Source organism: Gordonia sp. DT219 (genome assembly GCF_049847065.1).
Classification (GTDB): domain Bacteria; phylum Actinomycetota; class Actinomycetes; order Mycobacteriales; family Mycobacteriaceae; genus Gordonia.
Genome location: NZ_JBNCNR010000001.1, coordinates 193,444 through 208,760, shown reverse-complemented (window position 1 = coordinate 208,760; position 15,317 = coordinate 193,444). Strand labels below are relative to the sequence as shown.

The following is a 15,317-nucleotide window of genomic DNA, read 5'->3' as shown; positions in this document are numbered from 1 at the left end:
CGGGACGACCCTCGCCCCTTTTTCGATAACCCATTCTCCCCCATCCGCCGCGCCCCACCGCAAGCACTCCGGGCAACTGTGGGCTGGGCGACACCGACAGCGGCGCCGAGGGGCAGCTCGTGGCAGAACTACAGTGGTGATCGTGACGTCTTCTCAGGGCCCGGCCGAGCGCGGCACCGACGAGTCGGCCGTGCGCTGGCAACCCGACAAATTCCTCGATCGCTACGAGGTCGCCACGATCGGACTCCGCCCCGACCCCGATCGGCAGGACCCGATCACCGCGACCCTCGTCCGTCGCCCGGCCGGCGATCATCACGCGGAAAACGGCGCCGTCCTCTATGTGCACGGCTTCACCGACTACTTCTTCCACGAGCCGCTCGCCGACCACTTCGCCGATCTGGGCTATGCGTTCTACGCGATCGACCTGCGCAAGTGCGGCCGGTCGCTCGAACCGCAGCACACCCCGCACTACGCGACCGATCTGAGGGTCTACGACGAGGAGCTCGGCGCGGCCCTCGACATCATCATCGACGACCTCGGCCCGCAGACCCCGGTCATCATCAGCGCGCATTCCACCGGTGGTCTGATCACCGCGTTGTGGCTGGATCGACTGCGCCGCGACGATCCCGACCGCCACCGCCGCGTCGTCGGATTGCTGCTGAACAGCCCGTGGCTGGATCTACAGGGAGAGGCGCTGCTGCGTACCTTCCCGGTGACCCTGCTGATCGCGGCCGTCGCCGCCGCGCGGCCGATGACGGTGATTCCGCAGGAGCTCTCGGCCGCCTACGGCGAGAGTATTCACGAGAGCGCCAACGGCGAGTGGAGCTACGACCTCGACAAGAAACCGCTCGGCGGATTTCCGGTCACCTTCGGCTTCCTCAACGCGGTACGCACCGCCCAACGACATCTCCATCATGGTATCGACGTCGGCGTCCCCTCACTCGTATTGCGTTCGGACAAAACACATTTCAGCCGCCACTATTCCGCTGCCGCAGATGCCGCCGATGCGGTCCTCGACGTCGCACAGATCGCCCGGTGGAGTGGTTGTCTCGGCAATCGCGTGACCACCGTTCCCATCGGCGACGCGCGCCACGACGTGTTCCTCTCGGTTCCCCATGCCCGGGAGCAGGCCTACCGCGAGGTCGACGCCTGGCTCTCGTCCGTCCTGGGCGTTTCCGTCCCCGATACTCCCGACCGCGATACTCCCAGCGCTGATCGTCCCAGCGCGGACGTCCCCTCCACCGAAAGGCCCTGACCATCGTGCCCACGCCCCCCACCACCCGCGTCGACCTGGCGATCGTCGGTTCCGGAAGCGGAAACTCGTTGCCGGACGACAGGTTTGCCGACCGCAGTATCGCGATCTTCGAAGAGGGCGTCTACGGCGGTACGTGCCTGAACGTCGGCTGTATCCCGACCAAAATGTTCGTCTACGCCTCCGAGGTGGCCGAGATCGCGGCGCACGGCCGCAGATTCGGGATCGATTCGCGGGTCGACGGGGTCGACTGGCCCGCGATCGTTTCACGGGTCTTCGGCCGCATCGATCCCATCTCGGCGGGCGGAAAGCGTTATCGCGTCGAGGATTGCGACAACATCACCGTCTACGATGCGCATGTCGAATTCGATGGGCGCGATGACGACGGACGTTATCGCCTGGTCACCGGTGACGCGGTGGTGCTGGCCGATGAGGTCGTGCTCGCGGCCGGTTCGCGCGCGGTGGTGCCCGATGTGATCGCCGACAGCGGGGTGCGGTACTACACCAACAACGATGTGATGCGGCTCGAGGAATTGCCGCGTCGCATGCTCATCCTCGGCAGCGGTTACATCGCAGCCGAATTCGCCCACGTCTTCGGCGCCCTGGGCACCGATGTGTCCATCGTCGCCCGCGGGCCCCGGCTGTTGCGCAAACTCGACGACGACGTCTCCGAACGCTTCACCACGATCGCACAGGAACGCTGGGACGTTCACCTGAACACCACCGTCACCGATGCCGAAACCCTGCCGGACGGGAGTGTGCGTGTACACCTCGCCGACGGCCGAACCCTCGACACCGACGTCCTGCTCGTCGCCGTCGGCCGCGCCCCCAACGGAGACCGTCTGGGGCTCAAGACAATCGGGTTGGAACTGGCGACCGACGGACGGGTCGTCGTCGACGAACACGGCCGGACGCAGGCGCCCCGGGTGTGGGCGCTCGGCGATGTCAGCTCGCCGTATCAGCTCAAGCACGTCGCCAATCACGAAGAACGAATCGTCCAGGCGAATCTGCTGAAGGGCTGGCAGGCCGGCGATCTGGCGTCGTTCGACCATCGATACGTCCCGGCCGCAGTGTTCACCCATCCGCAGATCGCGGCCGTCGGGCTCAGCGAGGCGGCGGCCCGCGAGGCCGGATGGGACGTCACCGTCAAAGTGCAGACCTATGCCGACGTCGCCTACGGCTGGGCGATGGAGGATGCCACCGGGTTCTGCAAACTGGTCGCCGAACGCGGCACCGGAAAACTGTTGGGCGCCCACATCATCGGCCCACAGGCCCCGACCGTCATCCAGCCCGTGATCCAGGCGATGTCGTTCGGGTTGTCCGCGGGTCAGATGGCCCGCGGGCAATACTGGATCCACCCGGCGATGCCCGAGGTGCTCGAGAACGCCCTACTCGGCCTCGACATCGACTCCTAACGCATCGTCACCGCTCAGAACAACGCGGAGCGGAGACTGATCTCGCTGGCCAATGCGGCGGCCGCCTTCTGCGGAACCCAGTGGTCGATACCCGAGAGCTCACAGAACCTGAAGTCGGAGTAGGCGTATCGCCCACTGCGCTCGGCCTGCTCACGCCCGAGCGCCGAATCGCCGTCGCTCCAGACCATCGTGGTCGGGATCTCCACCGGACCACATGCCATCGTCGTGGCGATGTCGCCCGTGAGGTTCGCGCGGTACCAGTTGAGCCCGGCCGTCAGCCCGCCCGGCTGCTTCAGCGGGGCGAGTTCCTCGGCGCTCACCCCCGCCCGGCGCAGCAGCACCCCATCGCGGGCCAAGAGCTTCTCCTCGGCACCTTCGGCGATGAAATCCTTGATGTAGGAAGACCGTTCACGCTGGTCACTCGAATCGAGGGAGTCCCGCGTCGCCGACGGATGGCCGGTCGAGACGGCGACGAATCCGGTGAACCGGTCCGGATGTTCGGCCGCCAGGCGCCACGCCACCAGACCGCCCCAATCGTGTCCGACGAGCAGTGCGTAGTGCACTCCCAGGCCGTCGAGGATGCCGATGGCGTCGGCGACGAGGTGATCGATCCGATAGTCCTCGACATTCGCCGGCCGGGCCCCCGGACTGTAGCCGCGCTGATTGGGCACGATCGTCCGCAATCCCGCCTCGTGCAGCCGGGGCACCACCGCGTCGTAACAACTTCCGTTCACCGGGAAGCCGTGCAGCAGCAACACCCACGGCCCGTTGTCCGGCCCCCCGACGGTGACATCGAAGGTCAGATCGCCGACTTCCACCGCGCGCTGTTCAATCTCCACGCGCCCAGACTAGGTGATCGTCGAGACGTCGCGCGGCTCAAGAGGTCCTCTGTTCAAGAGAGTGGGTGATCGTCGGCAACCCAGCGGTCCCCCCGGACGTGAGGATGGCGACGACCGCGTCGAGGTCCACGTGGGCGGCGAGCAGGTCGGCGATGCGATCGACCTGCGCGGCGCGCACGTCGTCCACACGGGTGTCGGAGGCGGGCTCGAATTCGGGTTTGCCGGATCGACGGGCGATCTCCCGCAAGAAGTCCCGGCGGAATGCGTCGGAGGCCAGCAATCCGTGCCAGTGGGTGCCGAACAGGGCACCGCGGCGCGCGCCCTCGCCGCCGCGCTCGTCGTCGACGAGCCAGGATTCTTCGCCGGACCGAACTACCGTCCCGTGATGTATCTCATACCCACCGACCCGATGCCCGTCGGCGAGTCCGGCGACTCGCCGAACGACCTTATCCGCCCGGAATTCGACGTCGAGGTCGAAGATTCCGAGTCCGTCGACTTGTGCTGGGCCCGTGGTGGACTCGACGCCATCACGAATGCGTCGTCCGAACATCTGGAATCCGCCGCAGATGGCCAGGGTCGGACGGTCCTCGGCGGCGCGGGTGCGCAGGGCGGCGTCGAGGCCGGCCGTTCGCAGCCAGGCCAGGTCGGCCACCGTGGCACGTGTACCTGGCAACACCGCCAGGTCGGCGGCGACGACCGAGGCCGGGTCGTCGACCCAGGTCACCTCCACGCCCGGTTCGCAGGCCAGCGCCTCGACGTCGGTCGAGTTGGACAGTCGGGGCAGCCGGATCGCCGCGACCCGCAGCCGTATGGCACCGGTCCCGTCATCGGCGTTCCGGCCTGCTGCCGGGGGCCCGACCCGCCGTCCGACCGGACTCGCGAGCGAATCCTCCGCGTCGATCCACAGGTCCCCGTCGAACGGCACCACGCCGAGGGTCGGTCGCCCGCTGATGGCGTACAGCTGATCGAGCCCGGGCGCGAGGATCGAGGGGTCGCCGCGGAACTTGTTGACGACGTAGCCGGCGATCCGCGCCTGGTCGGTGGCATCGAGAATCGCAGTGGTCCCGAAGAGATGTGCCAGCGATCCCCCACGATCGATGTCGGTGACCAGGAGCACCGGCAGATCGGCGGCCTGCGCGAGACCCATGTTGGCGATGTCGGTGTCACGCAGGTTGACCTCGGCCACCGACCCGGCGCCCTCACAGATGACGACGTCGAAATCTTCGCGCAGCGAACGTAATTCGTCGGTGACGACCTCGAGCAACCGGGCCCGGCGACGGATGTAGTCGGCGGCTCCGACATCCCCGGCGGGGCGGCCCCGCACGATCACGTGCGAACGCCGGTCGCCGCCCGGTTTCAACAAGACCGGATTGAATCGGGTCGACGGTTCCAGCCCGCACGCATAGGCCTGCAGTGCCTGCGCGCGCCCGATCTCCCCACCGTCGAGGGTGACCACCGAGTTGTTGGACATGTTCTGCGCCTTGAACGGCGCCACGCGCACACCCGCACGCACCAGCGCCCGGCACAGACCCGCCACCACGAGGCTCTTACCTGCATCCGAGCTGGTGCCGCCGATCAACACAGCACCGCGCACCCCACTCACCTGGCCACCCTATCGGCGCCCGCGGCCGGTGGCCCGACCGGTCGGGCCGGAACTCCGATGTCGCGGCAATACTCTGGACAACGCCCGGCAGGAAGAACGTCGGCCGGTACCTGATCGACCGCGAACGCAAAGGAACATCTCATGAGTGAATCGTTGTCGGGCAAGACCGTCCTGGTGGTCGGTGGTGCCAAGAACCTCGGCCTGGCCATTGCCCGCCGCGCGGACGCGAACGGCGCATCGGTGATCGTCGGCGCACGCGATCGGCAGGCAGCCGAGCGAGCCGCGGCGCAACTGCGCAACGGCCGGGCGATCACGATCGACGTCACCGACGAGAAGTCGATCGCCACGGCCGCGGCGGCGACCGGCGCCGTCGACCACATCGTGTCGACGGCCGCCGCTCATCACAACGTGGCGGTGACCGACCTCGACCACGACGCGACCGTCACGGCATTCGAGGCCAAGGTGATCGGACCGTTGCTGCTCGCGAAGCATTTCGCGCCGTCGATGCCGCCGGGTGGGTCGATCGTGCTGTTCTCCGGCGTCGCCGCGTGGAAGCCGGCACCGGGCTTCGCGATCATGGGCATCACCAACGGTGCGGTCGCCTTTGCCGTCAGTCACCTCGCGCGCGAACTCGCACCGCTGCGCGTGAACGCGGTCTCCCCCGGCATCATCGACTCGGGGACCTGGGACGAGATGTCCGCCGCAGACCGTGACGCCTTCTTCGCCGGGGTCGCCGACGGCATTCCGGCCGGTCGCGTCGGCGCGGTGGACGACATCGTCGACGCCGTGCAGTGGCTGCTCACCGCCGGCTTCGTCTCCGGCGAGACGATCCACGTCGAGGGCGGGGCCCGCAGCGCGTAGTCGCCTCAGATGTCGGGGATGGTGAGGATCTCCGCGCCGTCGGCCGTCACCACCAGCGTGTGCTCGAACTGGGCGGTCCACCTCTTGTCGACGGTGACCACCGTCCAGCCGTCGTCCCACATCTCCCACGGCAGCCCGCCGAGATTGATCATCGGCTCGATCGTGAACACCATCCCCGGTTCGATGATGGTGTCCACATTCGGCTGGTCGTAGTGCAGCACGACCAGACCGTTGTGAAAGGTCTCGCCGATGCCGTGGCCGGTGAAGTCGCGCACCACCGTGTACCCGAAACGGTTCGCATAGGACTCGATGACGCGACCGATCACGTTGAGTTCACGGCCGGGTTTGACGGCCTTGATGGCGCGCTCGGTGGCGATGCGGGTGCGCTCGACGAGGTCCCGCGCCTCCTGTGACACCTCACCGGCCAGAAAGGTCGCGTTGGTGTCGCCGTGTGCGCCGTCGATGTAGGCGGTGACGTCGATGTTCACGATGTCGCCGTCGGCGATGACCGTGGAATCGGGGATGCCATGACAGATCACCTCATTCAGCGAGGTGCAGCACGACTTGGGAAAGTCCTTGTAGCCCAACGTCGACGGGTAGGCACCGTGATCGATCATGTACTCGTGCGCGATGCGATCGAGTTCATCGGTCGTCACGCCCGGCGCGACCGCCTTGCCCGCCTCGGCCAGCGCATTGGCGGCGATCTTGCTCGCAACTCGGACCTTCTCGATGACCTCCGGGGTCTGCACCCACGGCTCGTGGCCCTCGTCGACCGTCGGCTTCCACACGTACTCCGGCCGCTCGATGGACGGGGGGACCTCCCGGATCGGCGAGAGCTTTCCGGGACGCAGTGGGGCACGCACAGTCATGTCATCCACCATAAGGCGTGCCCGGACCGGGGCCACCGCGGACATCCGCACCATCTCGACATGACTAAGGTGAGGCTTGGCAATGCGAGTCGAGACGGAGGTATCGGTGCAACGACGGCGACAGGTCGACCGACCACCACGGCGCAACCATCGGCGCCTCGTCGCATTGGCGCTATCCACGTTGGCGCTTCTGGCTGCGGTCACCGCATGCAGCACCGCGCCGATCGCGCAGTCCCCGGCGTCGGACTCCGCCGCACACCTGCGCGATGGTCCGCAGACCGCGACCCTGCCCGACCCCGACGTGGTGCCGATCACCTCGAATCCGGCGGTCACGCTGCCGACGACCGTCGACTCGGCGGCGGGTGGCAAGGTCACCGTCACCGACGCCGGCCGGATCATCGCCGTCGACCGCAACGGCACCCTCGGCAACATCGTGTTCTCCCTCGGCCTCGGGACCCGGGTGGTGGGACGGGATCAATCGACCACCTTTCCCTCGGCGGCGAAGTTGCCGTTGGTGACCGGAAACGGCCACCAGCTCAATGCCGAATCGGTCCTCGCGCTCGATCCGAGCGTCGTGCTCATCGATGCGGGCACCACGCCGCCGCAGGCGGTGGATGCGATCCGTGCGTCAGGGATCGCGGTGGTCGGCTTCGATTCCACGCGAACTGTCGCGGCCACACCAGCGCTGATCCGCGCCGTCGCCGCATCCCTCGGTGTCACACCCGCAGGTGAGCAGCTCGTCGCCCGCACCGAGGCCGACATCGCCACCGCGAGATCTGCGGTCCCGGACCCGTCGGGAGATCCGAAGATCGCGTTCCTCTACATCCGTGGGCCCCGACTGGTGCTGCTCGCGGGCCCGAAGTCGGGGGCCGATGACCTCATCAGCGCGCTCGGCGGCACCGACGCGGGCAGCGCAGCCGGATTCAGCGCACAGTTCACCGCCGTCACCGCCGAGGCGCTGTTGCGTGCGAACCCCGACGTGATCCTGGTGATGACGCAGGGTGCCGACTCGGTGGGCGGGCTCGACGGGGTGCTCGCGCTACCCGGTGTCGCCGACACCACTGCCGGGCGCAACCGGCGCGTCGTGGCGATGGACGAGTCCGAGGTGCTGGCCTTCGGGCCCGATGTCGGCAGGGTTCTCGGCGCCCTCGGCCACGCGATCTACACATGAGCGCGTCCGGCTCCCCCACCACCCAGCGCGCCAGAACACCGGCATCCGGGCGGATCTCGGCACCCGTCGTGATCGTCACCCTGCTGATCGCGACCGCCGTCGTGGCGATCGCATCGGCGGCCATCGGCCAGATCCCGGTCCCGCCGGCCCAGGTGCTCGGTAGCCTTGCCCACCACTTCGGGCTGAACATCGGCTCGCTGCCGACGCACCCGCAGGGTGAACACGCACTCTGGGTGGTGCGGTTCCCGCGAATCGTGTTGGGCCTGATCGTCGGTGCCGCACTCGGCGCCGGCGGATGTCTGCTGCAGGGCATGCTCGCCAACCCACTGGCCGAGCCCGGCGTGATCGGCGTCTCGTCGGGCTCGGCAGTCGGTGCGTGCCTGATGATCGTGATCGGCGGGGTCGGCGTCAACGGCTGGGCGCTGGCCGGCGCGGCGTTCGTCGCCGCCCTGATCACGACCGCCGCCGTCTATGTGCTGTCACTGCGCGACGGTTCGTCGTCGGCGATCATGTTGGTACTCACCGGAATCGCGGTCAATGCGTTCGCCCTCGGCATCATCGCGTACCTGACCTTCACCGCCACCACTGCTGCGCGCGAACAGATCGTGTTCTGGCAATTGGGTTCCCTGGCGGGGGCGAACTGGAATGCGGTGTGGGTGACGCTGCCGCTGGTGGTGGCCGGGGTGGCCGCGGCGATGTTGTTGGTACACAAGCTCGATCTATTGGCCCTGGGTGAGGTCCAGGCCGCTTCTCTGGGTGTCGACGTCGAGACCGTGCGCCGGCAGGTGATCGTGCTGGTGGCGATCCTCACCGCGGCTGCCGTTGCCTTCGCCGGCATCGTGATGTTCGTCGGATTGGTCGTGCCGCACGTGATGCGGCTGATCGTGGGACCACGCCATGCGATCCTGTTGCCGGCGAGCGTAATCGGCGGCGCGCTGGTGTTGGGGGTGGCCGACCTCGCCGCACGCACCGTCCTCGGCGGCGCCGACCTCCCGCTGGGCGTGTTCACCTCACTGGTCGGCGGGCCCGCCTTCTTCGTGCTGCTCCGCCGCAGTCGGCACGCCGGTGCCGGGTGGTGACGATGACCGAACCGGATTCCGGTACCCGCACGGGTATCCACGCGCACGACGTCGTCGTGAACCTCGGCGGCCGCGACGTCGTCGACCACGTATCGCTCGACGTGGCACCCGGCGAGCTCGTCGCGCTCGTCGGCCCCAACGGATGTGGCAAGTCCACGCTCTTGTCGGCATTGTCGGGTGCTCGGGCGCCACAGAGCGGAGCGGTCGTCGTCGACGGGCGAGACGTCGCCCGCATCTCGCATCGGGAGCTGGCGCGACGACGTTCGGTGGTGACCCAGCACAATCGGGTGGACACCCCGTTCACCGTCGGCGAGGTCGTCGAGATGGGCCGCTATCCGTGGCTGCGCTCCCCGCAGGCGGCCCGGTCGCCGGCCCTGATCGCCGACGCCATCGCCCGCTGCGATCTCGATGCCATTGTGCACCAGCCGTTTTCACAACTATCCGGCGGACAGCAGGCGCGGGTGTCACTGGCCCGGGCGCTGGCGCAACACACGCCGGTGATGATGCTCGACGAACCGACCGCCGCGCTCGACATCCGCCATCAGGAGCAGGTTCTGCAGATCCTGTGCGAACTCCGTGATTCCGGCTCCGCGATACTGCTCGTGGTCCATGATCTGAGCTTGGCCGCGGCGTATGCCGATCGGGTCGCGCTGATGACGGACGGGCGGCTGCTCGCCTTCGGGCCGACGCGCGAGGTGCTGACGAGCGAATTGCTCTCGCAGACCTACGACCATCCCGTGGACATCTTCGAACGCGATGGCCGGCTGATAGTGATGCCCGTCCGGAAATAGCAGGTGCACTGCCCCGGCCGGCCCGACGATGCCGGCGGCTCTTGGCCCCAAACCGACTCAGACCCCGAAACCTGCGGGCAGGAACGAGAAGAAGTCGCGGGTCACACCGACGGCATTGTTGGAATCCCCGCCGCTCACCACCAGCGTCGCGAACGCCAGATCGCCCCGGTACCCCGCGAACCAGGCATGCGAACCGCCGTCGAATTCCGCCTCGCCGGTCTTGCCGAACACCTCGCCCTGCGCGGCGATCGCAGTGCCGGTACCGGTGGTCACCACCTCGCGCATCATCGGACGCAGTTGGCCGACGACGTCGGGATTCAGGGTCGCCGACGGCCCGGTCACCGTGGTCGGTCGGTCCAGCAATAGTTGCGGCACCGGCATCTTGCCGTTGTTGGCGACCGTGGCGGCAACCAGCGCCATGCCGAACGGACTCACCAGATCCTTACCCTGGCCGAAGCCGTCCTCGGTGCGGGCGACGAGATCGCTTTCGATCGGTACCGAACCGGTCATGGTCTGCAGGCCCGGGATGTCGAAGGTGCGGCCGATCCCCATGGCGGCCGCCGCATGGGCGAGATCCGACGGCCCCATCTCGCTCGCCAGCTTGGCGAAGGTGGTGTTGCACGACTGCGCGAACGCCCGCTGCAAGCTCACCGATCCGAGCGAAAAGCTGTCGTAGTTCGGAATGGTGCGCGGCCCGATCGTGACCTCACCAGGACACCCGACGGTCGAATCCGGGTGCACCATCGCCGCATTGAACGCCGCTGCCGCCGTCACCATCTTGAATGTCGAACCCGGCGGATAGAGACCGGTGGTCGCAATCGGCCCATGCGCATCGGCGGCGGGATTCTGCGCCACCGCCAGGATGCGACCGGAGGATGGCTGGATCACCACCATTGCGACCTGAAAAGTATTGCCGGCGTTGACCGCTCGCTGTGCGGCATCCTGGACCTGACGCGACAGGCTCAGCGGGACCGCAGCGGCGGGCGACGAGGCGTGATCGGCGAGCACGTCGGCGTCGAGTCCATTCGGGTTGAGCGTCACCACCCGCCAGCCCGCACGGCCGGCCACCTCGTCCTCGACCACCGGACGCACCCCGTTCAGCAGAACCGGCGCAAATCCTGCGTCCGTGGGAACGAGTTCGGACTGTTCGTTGTGCACGACACCGGGAATCGCCAATTGGTCGCGCAGCCGGTTGAAGTCGGCTTCGGAGAGACGGGCGATCGGATAAGGCCGCCCGGATGACGTCGATTCTTCGGCGATGCGTTGTGGATCGAGATCGGGGTGCAGTGGCCGCAGAACATCGACCATCCGCGTCACCGAATCGCCCACCGACCCCTGTGCGGCGGCCGCCTTGGCATCGAAGTTGATGCCGATCACGGTGCCGTTGACCATCACCTCCGAGCCGTCGGCCTCATTGACCGTTGCCCGCGGCGCCTCGGTGGTCCGCATCGAGAGACGTTGATCGACACCGAGTTTGGGATGAATATCGGTGCTGGTCCAGCGCACCTGCCAGCCGCGGGAATCAGAGCGGACAGCCTTGACGGTGCCGTCATAGCCCCACTGCCGCGCCCCCGGCAAGCGCCACGAGTAGGTGACGTCGATGTCGGCGGTGTCCTGATCGATCGACGCCTTGCCGGTCCGTGCCGACACCGACTCGGCGGACAGGCCGTTCCACGCCGAGCGCAGCACCTTCTCCGCGGTTTGCGGATTGTCGGTCATTTCTGCGGCCTTGGCTGCGTCACCGTGCCCATATGCGTCCAGGAATGCCTGTACCGCCTGACGTGGGCCGTCGTCGCCCGACGCGCACCCACTCACCGCACCCAGTGCGAGGGTAGCGCTGACCAACACGGCCACCAGGCCGGCGGCGCGGCGCATCGAGACGTTCATCGACTGCCGATCCTAGGACGGCCAGGACGCCGAATACGGTTGCCACGCGGCATGATCGCCGAGGATCTCGGCACGACGCCGGTATCGGGCGCGTCAATCGATCAGGATGGTGGCGAAAGTGCCGACCTGGGTGAAACCGATCCGACGATAAGCGGCCTGCGCCGCCAAGTTGAAACTGTTGACATACAAGCTCGGGATGCGGCCGAGCGAGGTGACCGCCGCAGCCACCGCGGCGGTTCCGGCCGCGCCGTACCCGCGCCCGCGCACCCGCGGGTCGACCCAGACACCCTGTATCTGGCCGACGGCGCGCGACATCGATCCGATCTCGGCCTTGAACACCACCTCGCCGTGCTCGAATCGGGCGAACACCCGCCGTGCCGCGACCAGCGACGCCAGCCGTCGGCGATACGAACGACCGCCGTCGCCGGCGCACGGATCCACACCGACCTCACCGATGAACATGTCTACGGCCGCGGGCAGATACGCGTCGAGGTCGTCCGGGGTCACCAGACGCACCTGCGGGTCGGGATCGACGGCCGGCGGCCCCTGCAGAACCATCAGCGGCTGCACCGGGCGGACCTCACGCGCCGGCCCCCAGACGGGGTTGATCCGGTCCCACAGCGCCATCGTCAGGTCGGCGTCACCGACAACCGACGAGCACACCCGCGCCCCGGCGGTGGCCCGGTCGGCGAAGTACTCCATGTCGGCGACCGACCCCCGCAACGGGATCAGGTTGGCACCGGAGAAACACAGCGACGTCTCCGGGCTGCCCGCACTCCACATCTCCCCGCCGAGCATGCGCGGTTCGATCCCGTGGGACTCGAAACGGGCGGCGACCATGCACATGGGCACCGGGTCGGAACCCAGGACCCGACCCACCGCGGGTGCATCCCGCGCCCCGAGCGGCTTCTCGCCCAGCAGCTTCAGCACCGCGATGCTCCTTCGTCCGTGTGCTCGGGCCGTGTGACCTCAGGAGACGGTCACGATGGGCGGACCCGCAGTCGCGCCCTCTCCAGTGTCTCCCGATTCCCCGGCAATCCGCAGCGCTTCCTCGATCAAGGTCTCCACGATCTCGGCCTCCGGTACCGTCTTGATGACTTCGCCCTTGACGAAGATCTGGCCTCTGCCGTTGCCCGAGGCGACGCCGAGGTCGGCCTCGCGGGCCTCCCCTGGCCCATTGACCACACAGCCCATGACGGCCACGCGCAACGGGACCTCCATGCCCTCGAGGCCGGCTGTGACCGCGTCGGCCAGCTTGTAGACGTCGACCTGGGCGCGGCCACATGACGGGCACGACACGATCTCGAGCTTGCGGGGTCGCAGATTCAGCGACTGCAGGATCTGATCGCCGACCTTGATCTCCTCGGCCGGTGGCGCCGACAACGACACCCGGATGGTGTCGCCGATACCTTCCGAGAGCAGTGCGCCGAATGCCACCGCCGATTTGATGGTGCCCTGGAAAGCCGGTCCGGCCTCGGTGACACCGAGATGCAACGGGTAGTCACACTGCGCGGCGAGTTGCCGATACGCCTCGACCATGATGACCGGATCATTGTGTTTGACCGAGATCTTGATGTCGCCGAAGCCGTGCTCCTCGAACAAGCCGGCCTCCCACAGCGCCGACTCCACCAGCGCCTCGGGGGTGGCCTTGCCGTACTTCTCCAGCAGCCGCCTATCCAGGGAACCGGCGTTGACACCGATGCGGATGGGGATGCCGGCGTCGCCGGCGGCCTTGGCGACCTCCTTGACGCGGCCGTCGAATTCCTTGATGTTGCCGGGGTTGACGCGCACCGCGGCACACCCGGCGTCGATCGCGGCGAAAATGTACTTGGGCTGGAAGTGGATGTCGGCGATCACCGGGATCTTCGATTTCTTGGCGATGATCGGCAGCGCGTCGGCGTCCTCCTGCCGGGGGCAGGCGACACGGACGATGTCACACCCCGATGCGGTGAGCTCCGCGATCTGCTGGAGCGTCGCATTGATGTCATGGGTCTTCGTGGTCGTCATCGACTGGACCGAGATCGGGTGGTCGCTGCCCACACCGACCGAGCCGACCTGGATCTGTCGGGTGGTGCGGCGCGGTGCGAGCACCGGAAGTGGGGCCGCGGGCATGCCGAGGCCGATCAGCGTCGGGTCAGGTGCGGACATCTCGTTCTCCTGCGGAATTTCGGGTGTCGAGTTGTAGCTCGTAAGCGGTTGTGCGCCACAGTTGGGCGGCGTCGGGCATGGCCATCAATTCGGGATCTTGATCGGGTTGACGATGTCGGCAGTCAACGTCAGCACCATGAACCCGGCCATGACGATCACCACCGCGTACGTGACGGGTAGCAGTTTGTAGTAGTCGATCGGCCCGCCGGCGGCCCGGCCGAACCATCGACGCACGGTGTCGCGTCCCTTCTCGTACCCGACGATGGCCATATGCCCACCATCCAAGGGTAATAGCGGAACGAGATTGAACAGGCCGAGAAAGAAGTTGATGCTGATCAGCAGCAACAGGAAAGTGTCCCAGAGCCCACGTTCGGCGGCCTGCCCGCCGAGCACGCTGGCCCCGTAGACGCTGACGGGCGTGTCGGCCGAGCGTTCACCACCGGTGACCGCAATCCACAGGTTGTGCACCTTGGTGGGCATCGAGACCAGGGCGTTCCACGTCTGATGTGCCAGTTCGCCAGTGAAGACCGCCGACCCGGGCAGCACCGTCAACGCGTTGTAGTGCTTCCACAGCGGCGGCTGCTCGAACGTGATCCCGACCCGATTGATGGTCTCGGACTTCTTGACGCCGGACTGGTCGGTGGTGGTGATGGTCACCGGCTGCGGCGTCATGGTCGCGTTGAACTCGTGGCCGTCACGCCGCACCGTCAGCTCGACCGGGCCGGTGCTCTTCTGGACTCGCGGTGTCAGATCCGACGCCGTCGTGACAGCCACCCCGTCGACCGCGACGATCTGGTCACCATCGCGCAGCCCGGCGGCCTGCGCCGGACCGGCTCCCGAGCACGGGGCCGGCTTCGCCGTGTCGTCGGCGGCCACCGCGATCGACGGATTCACGCAGGAGATCTCGGCGACGGTGGTGCCGGCGGCCGGCGGCGACAGATCGGGCAGACCCCAGACCAGGCCGGCGACGACGATCAGCAGGAAGCCCAGGATGAAGTTCTGGGCCGGACCGGCGAACAGCACCACCAGCCTTTTCCACGCCTTCTGCCGGTACATCGCCCGATCCAGCTCGTCGGCGGCGAGCTCCTCATGCGGCGTCATCCCCGCGATGTCGCAGAATCCACCGAACGGCAGCAGCTTCACCCCGTATTCGGTCTCACCCCGACGAGTCGACCACAATGTCGGTCCGAAGCCGACGAAATAGCGACGCACCTTCATGCCGGTCGCCTGCGCCGCCCACATGTGCCCGCACTCGTGCCAGGCGATCGACGCCAACAGTGACAGGGCGAACAGCACGACGCCGATCGCGAAAACCACTTCTCCGATTCTCCGTTTCCCTCACCGCTGCGCGGATCACACTCACCGCACCCACGTGCTCATCCCCGCGGGACCGCAGCGTAGG

13 protein-coding genes are annotated in these 15,317 nt (G+C 67.5%); 6 read left to right on the top strand and 7 right to left on the bottom strand.

Annotated elements, in window-relative coordinates:
- The first annotated feature begins 142 nt into the window (after positions 1-142).
- Both ACPXB3_RS01035 and ACPXB3_RS01030 read left to right on the top strand, forming a co-directional pair.
- Complete coding sequence (locus ACPXB3_RS01035; RefSeq protein ID WP_425703263.1) at positions 143-1,255, top strand: alpha/beta hydrolase; 1,113 nt, start codon at positions 143-145, stop codon at positions 1,253-1,255.
- Between the two features lie 5 nt (positions 1,256-1,260).
- Complete coding sequence (locus ACPXB3_RS01030; RefSeq protein WP_425703261.1) at positions 1,261-2,667, top strand: mycothione reductase; 1,407 nt, start codon at positions 1,261-1,263, stop codon at positions 2,665-2,667.
- Positions 2,668-2,681: 14 nt separating this feature from the next.
- On the opposite strand, the gene ACPXB3_RS01025 is transcribed toward ACPXB3_RS01030, so the two are convergent.
- Together ACPXB3_RS01025 and ACPXB3_RS01020 are read right to left on the bottom strand one after the other, a co-directional pair.
- Positions 2,682-3,485, bottom strand: a complete 804-nt coding sequence (locus tag ACPXB3_RS01025; protein ID WP_425726396.1) for an alpha/beta fold hydrolase — start codon at positions 3,483-3,485, stop codon at positions 2,682-2,684.
- A 58-nt stretch (positions 3,486-3,543) separates the two neighbouring features.
- Positions 3,544-5,109, bottom strand: a complete 1,566-nt coding sequence (locus tag ACPXB3_RS01020; protein WP_425725997.1) for a cobyric acid synthase — start codon at positions 5,107-5,109, stop codon at positions 3,544-3,546.
- A 141-nt stretch (positions 5,110-5,250) separates the two neighbouring features.
- On the opposite strand from ACPXB3_RS01020, the gene ACPXB3_RS01015 reads away from it, so the two are divergent.
- A complete protein-coding gene (locus tag ACPXB3_RS01015; protein WP_425703257.1) occupies positions 5,251-5,970 on the top strand; it encodes an SDR family oxidoreductase in 720 nt (239 codons plus the stop codon).
- 5 nt (positions 5,971-5,975) lie between these two features.
- Here the strand turns inward: ACPXB3_RS01015 and map are convergent, their stop codons facing one another.
- Positions 5,976-6,839 (bottom strand): type I methionyl aminopeptidase, encoded by an 864-nt coding sequence (map, locus tag ACPXB3_RS01010; protein WP_425703255.1) that lies wholly within the window; start codon positions 6,837-6,839, stop codon positions 5,976-5,978.
- 82 nt (positions 6,840-6,921) lie between these two features.
- Here map and ACPXB3_RS01005 point away from each other — a divergent pair, with 82 nt between their 5' ends.
- From ACPXB3_RS01005 to ACPXB3_RS00995, 3 genes are read left to right on the top strand one after another with little or no spacing between them, the layout of a single operon-like run.
- Complete coding sequence (locus ACPXB3_RS01005) at positions 6,922-8,010, top strand: heme/hemin ABC transporter substrate-binding protein (protein ID WP_425725995.1); 1,089 nt, start codon at positions 6,922-6,924, stop codon at positions 8,008-8,010.
- Positions 8,007-9,089 carry a FecCD family ABC transporter permease gene (locus ACPXB3_RS01000; RefSeq protein ID WP_425703251.1) on the top strand — a complete coding sequence of 361 codons (1,083 nt, stop codon included), beginning with the start codon at positions 8,007-8,009 and terminating at the stop codon, positions 9,087-9,089. The genes ACPXB3_RS01005 and ACPXB3_RS01000 overlap by 4 nt, the downstream gene beginning before the upstream one ends.
- A 2-nt stretch (positions 9,090-9,091) precedes the next feature.
- Positions 9,092-9,880, top strand: a complete 789-nt coding sequence (locus tag ACPXB3_RS00995) for a heme ABC transporter ATP-binding protein (RefSeq protein WP_425725993.1) — start codon at positions 9,092-9,094, stop codon at positions 9,878-9,880.
- Positions 9,881-9,937: 57 nt separating this feature from the next.
- On the opposite strand, the gene ACPXB3_RS00990 is transcribed toward ACPXB3_RS00995, so the two are convergent.
- The 4 genes from ACPXB3_RS00990 to ACPXB3_RS00975 all read right to left on the bottom strand — a co-directional run bounded on the left by ACPXB3_RS00990 (position 9,938) and on the right by ACPXB3_RS00975 (position 15,232).
- Positions 9,938-11,767 carry a penicillin-binding transpeptidase domain-containing protein gene (locus tag ACPXB3_RS00990; RefSeq protein ID WP_425703248.1) on the bottom strand — a complete coding sequence of 610 codons (1,830 nt, stop codon included), beginning with the start codon at positions 11,765-11,767 and terminating at the stop codon, positions 9,938-9,940.
- Positions 11,768-11,860: 93 nt separating this feature from the next.
- Positions 11,861-12,697 (bottom strand): GNAT family N-acetyltransferase, encoded by an 837-nt coding sequence (locus tag ACPXB3_RS00985; RefSeq protein ID WP_425703246.1) that lies wholly within the window; start codon positions 12,695-12,697, stop codon positions 11,861-11,863.
- 39 nt (positions 12,698-12,736) lie between these two features.
- A complete protein-coding gene (ispG, locus tag ACPXB3_RS00980; RefSeq protein WP_425703244.1) occupies positions 12,737-13,915 on the bottom strand; it encodes a flavodoxin-dependent (E)-4-hydroxy-3-methylbut-2-enyl-diphosphate synthase in 1,179 nt (392 codons plus the stop codon).
- An 84-nt stretch (positions 13,916-13,999) separates the two neighbouring features.
- On the bottom strand, positions 14,000-15,232 hold the full coding sequence (locus tag ACPXB3_RS00975) for a M50 family metallopeptidase (RefSeq protein WP_425703242.1): 1,233 nt from the start codon (positions 15,230-15,232) through the stop codon (positions 14,000-14,002).
- Positions 15,233-15,317: the final 85 nt, after the last annotated feature.

Bases quoted from the DNA above. Each gene is read 5' to 3' on its own strand.
- ACPXB3_RS00990 (WP_425703248.1), bottom strand. From the start codon at position 11,767: ATGAACGTCTCGATGCGCCGCGCCGCCGGCCTGGTGGCCGTGTTGGTC.
- ACPXB3_RS01005 (WP_425725995.1), top strand. From the start codon at position 6,922: ATGCGAGTCGAGACGGAGGTATCGGTGCAACGACGGCGACAGGTCGAC.
- ispG (WP_425703244.1), bottom strand. From the start codon at position 13,915: ATGTCCGCACCTGACCCGACGCTGATCGGCCTCGGCATGCCCGCGGCC.
- map (WP_425703255.1), bottom strand. From the start codon at position 6,839: ATGACTGTGCGTGCCCCACTGCGTCCCGGAAAGCTCTCGCCGATCCGG.
- ACPXB3_RS01015 (WP_425703257.1), top strand. From the start codon at position 5,251: ATGAGTGAATCGTTGTCGGGCAAGACCGTCCTGGTGGTCGGTGGTGCC.
- ACPXB3_RS01000 (WP_425703251.1), top strand. From the start codon at position 8,007: ATGAGCGCGTCCGGCTCCCCCACCACCCAGCGCGCCAGAACACCGGCA.
- ACPXB3_RS00995 (WP_425725993.1), top strand. From the start codon at position 9,092: ATGACCGAACCGGATTCCGGTACCCGCACGGGTATCCACGCGCACGAC.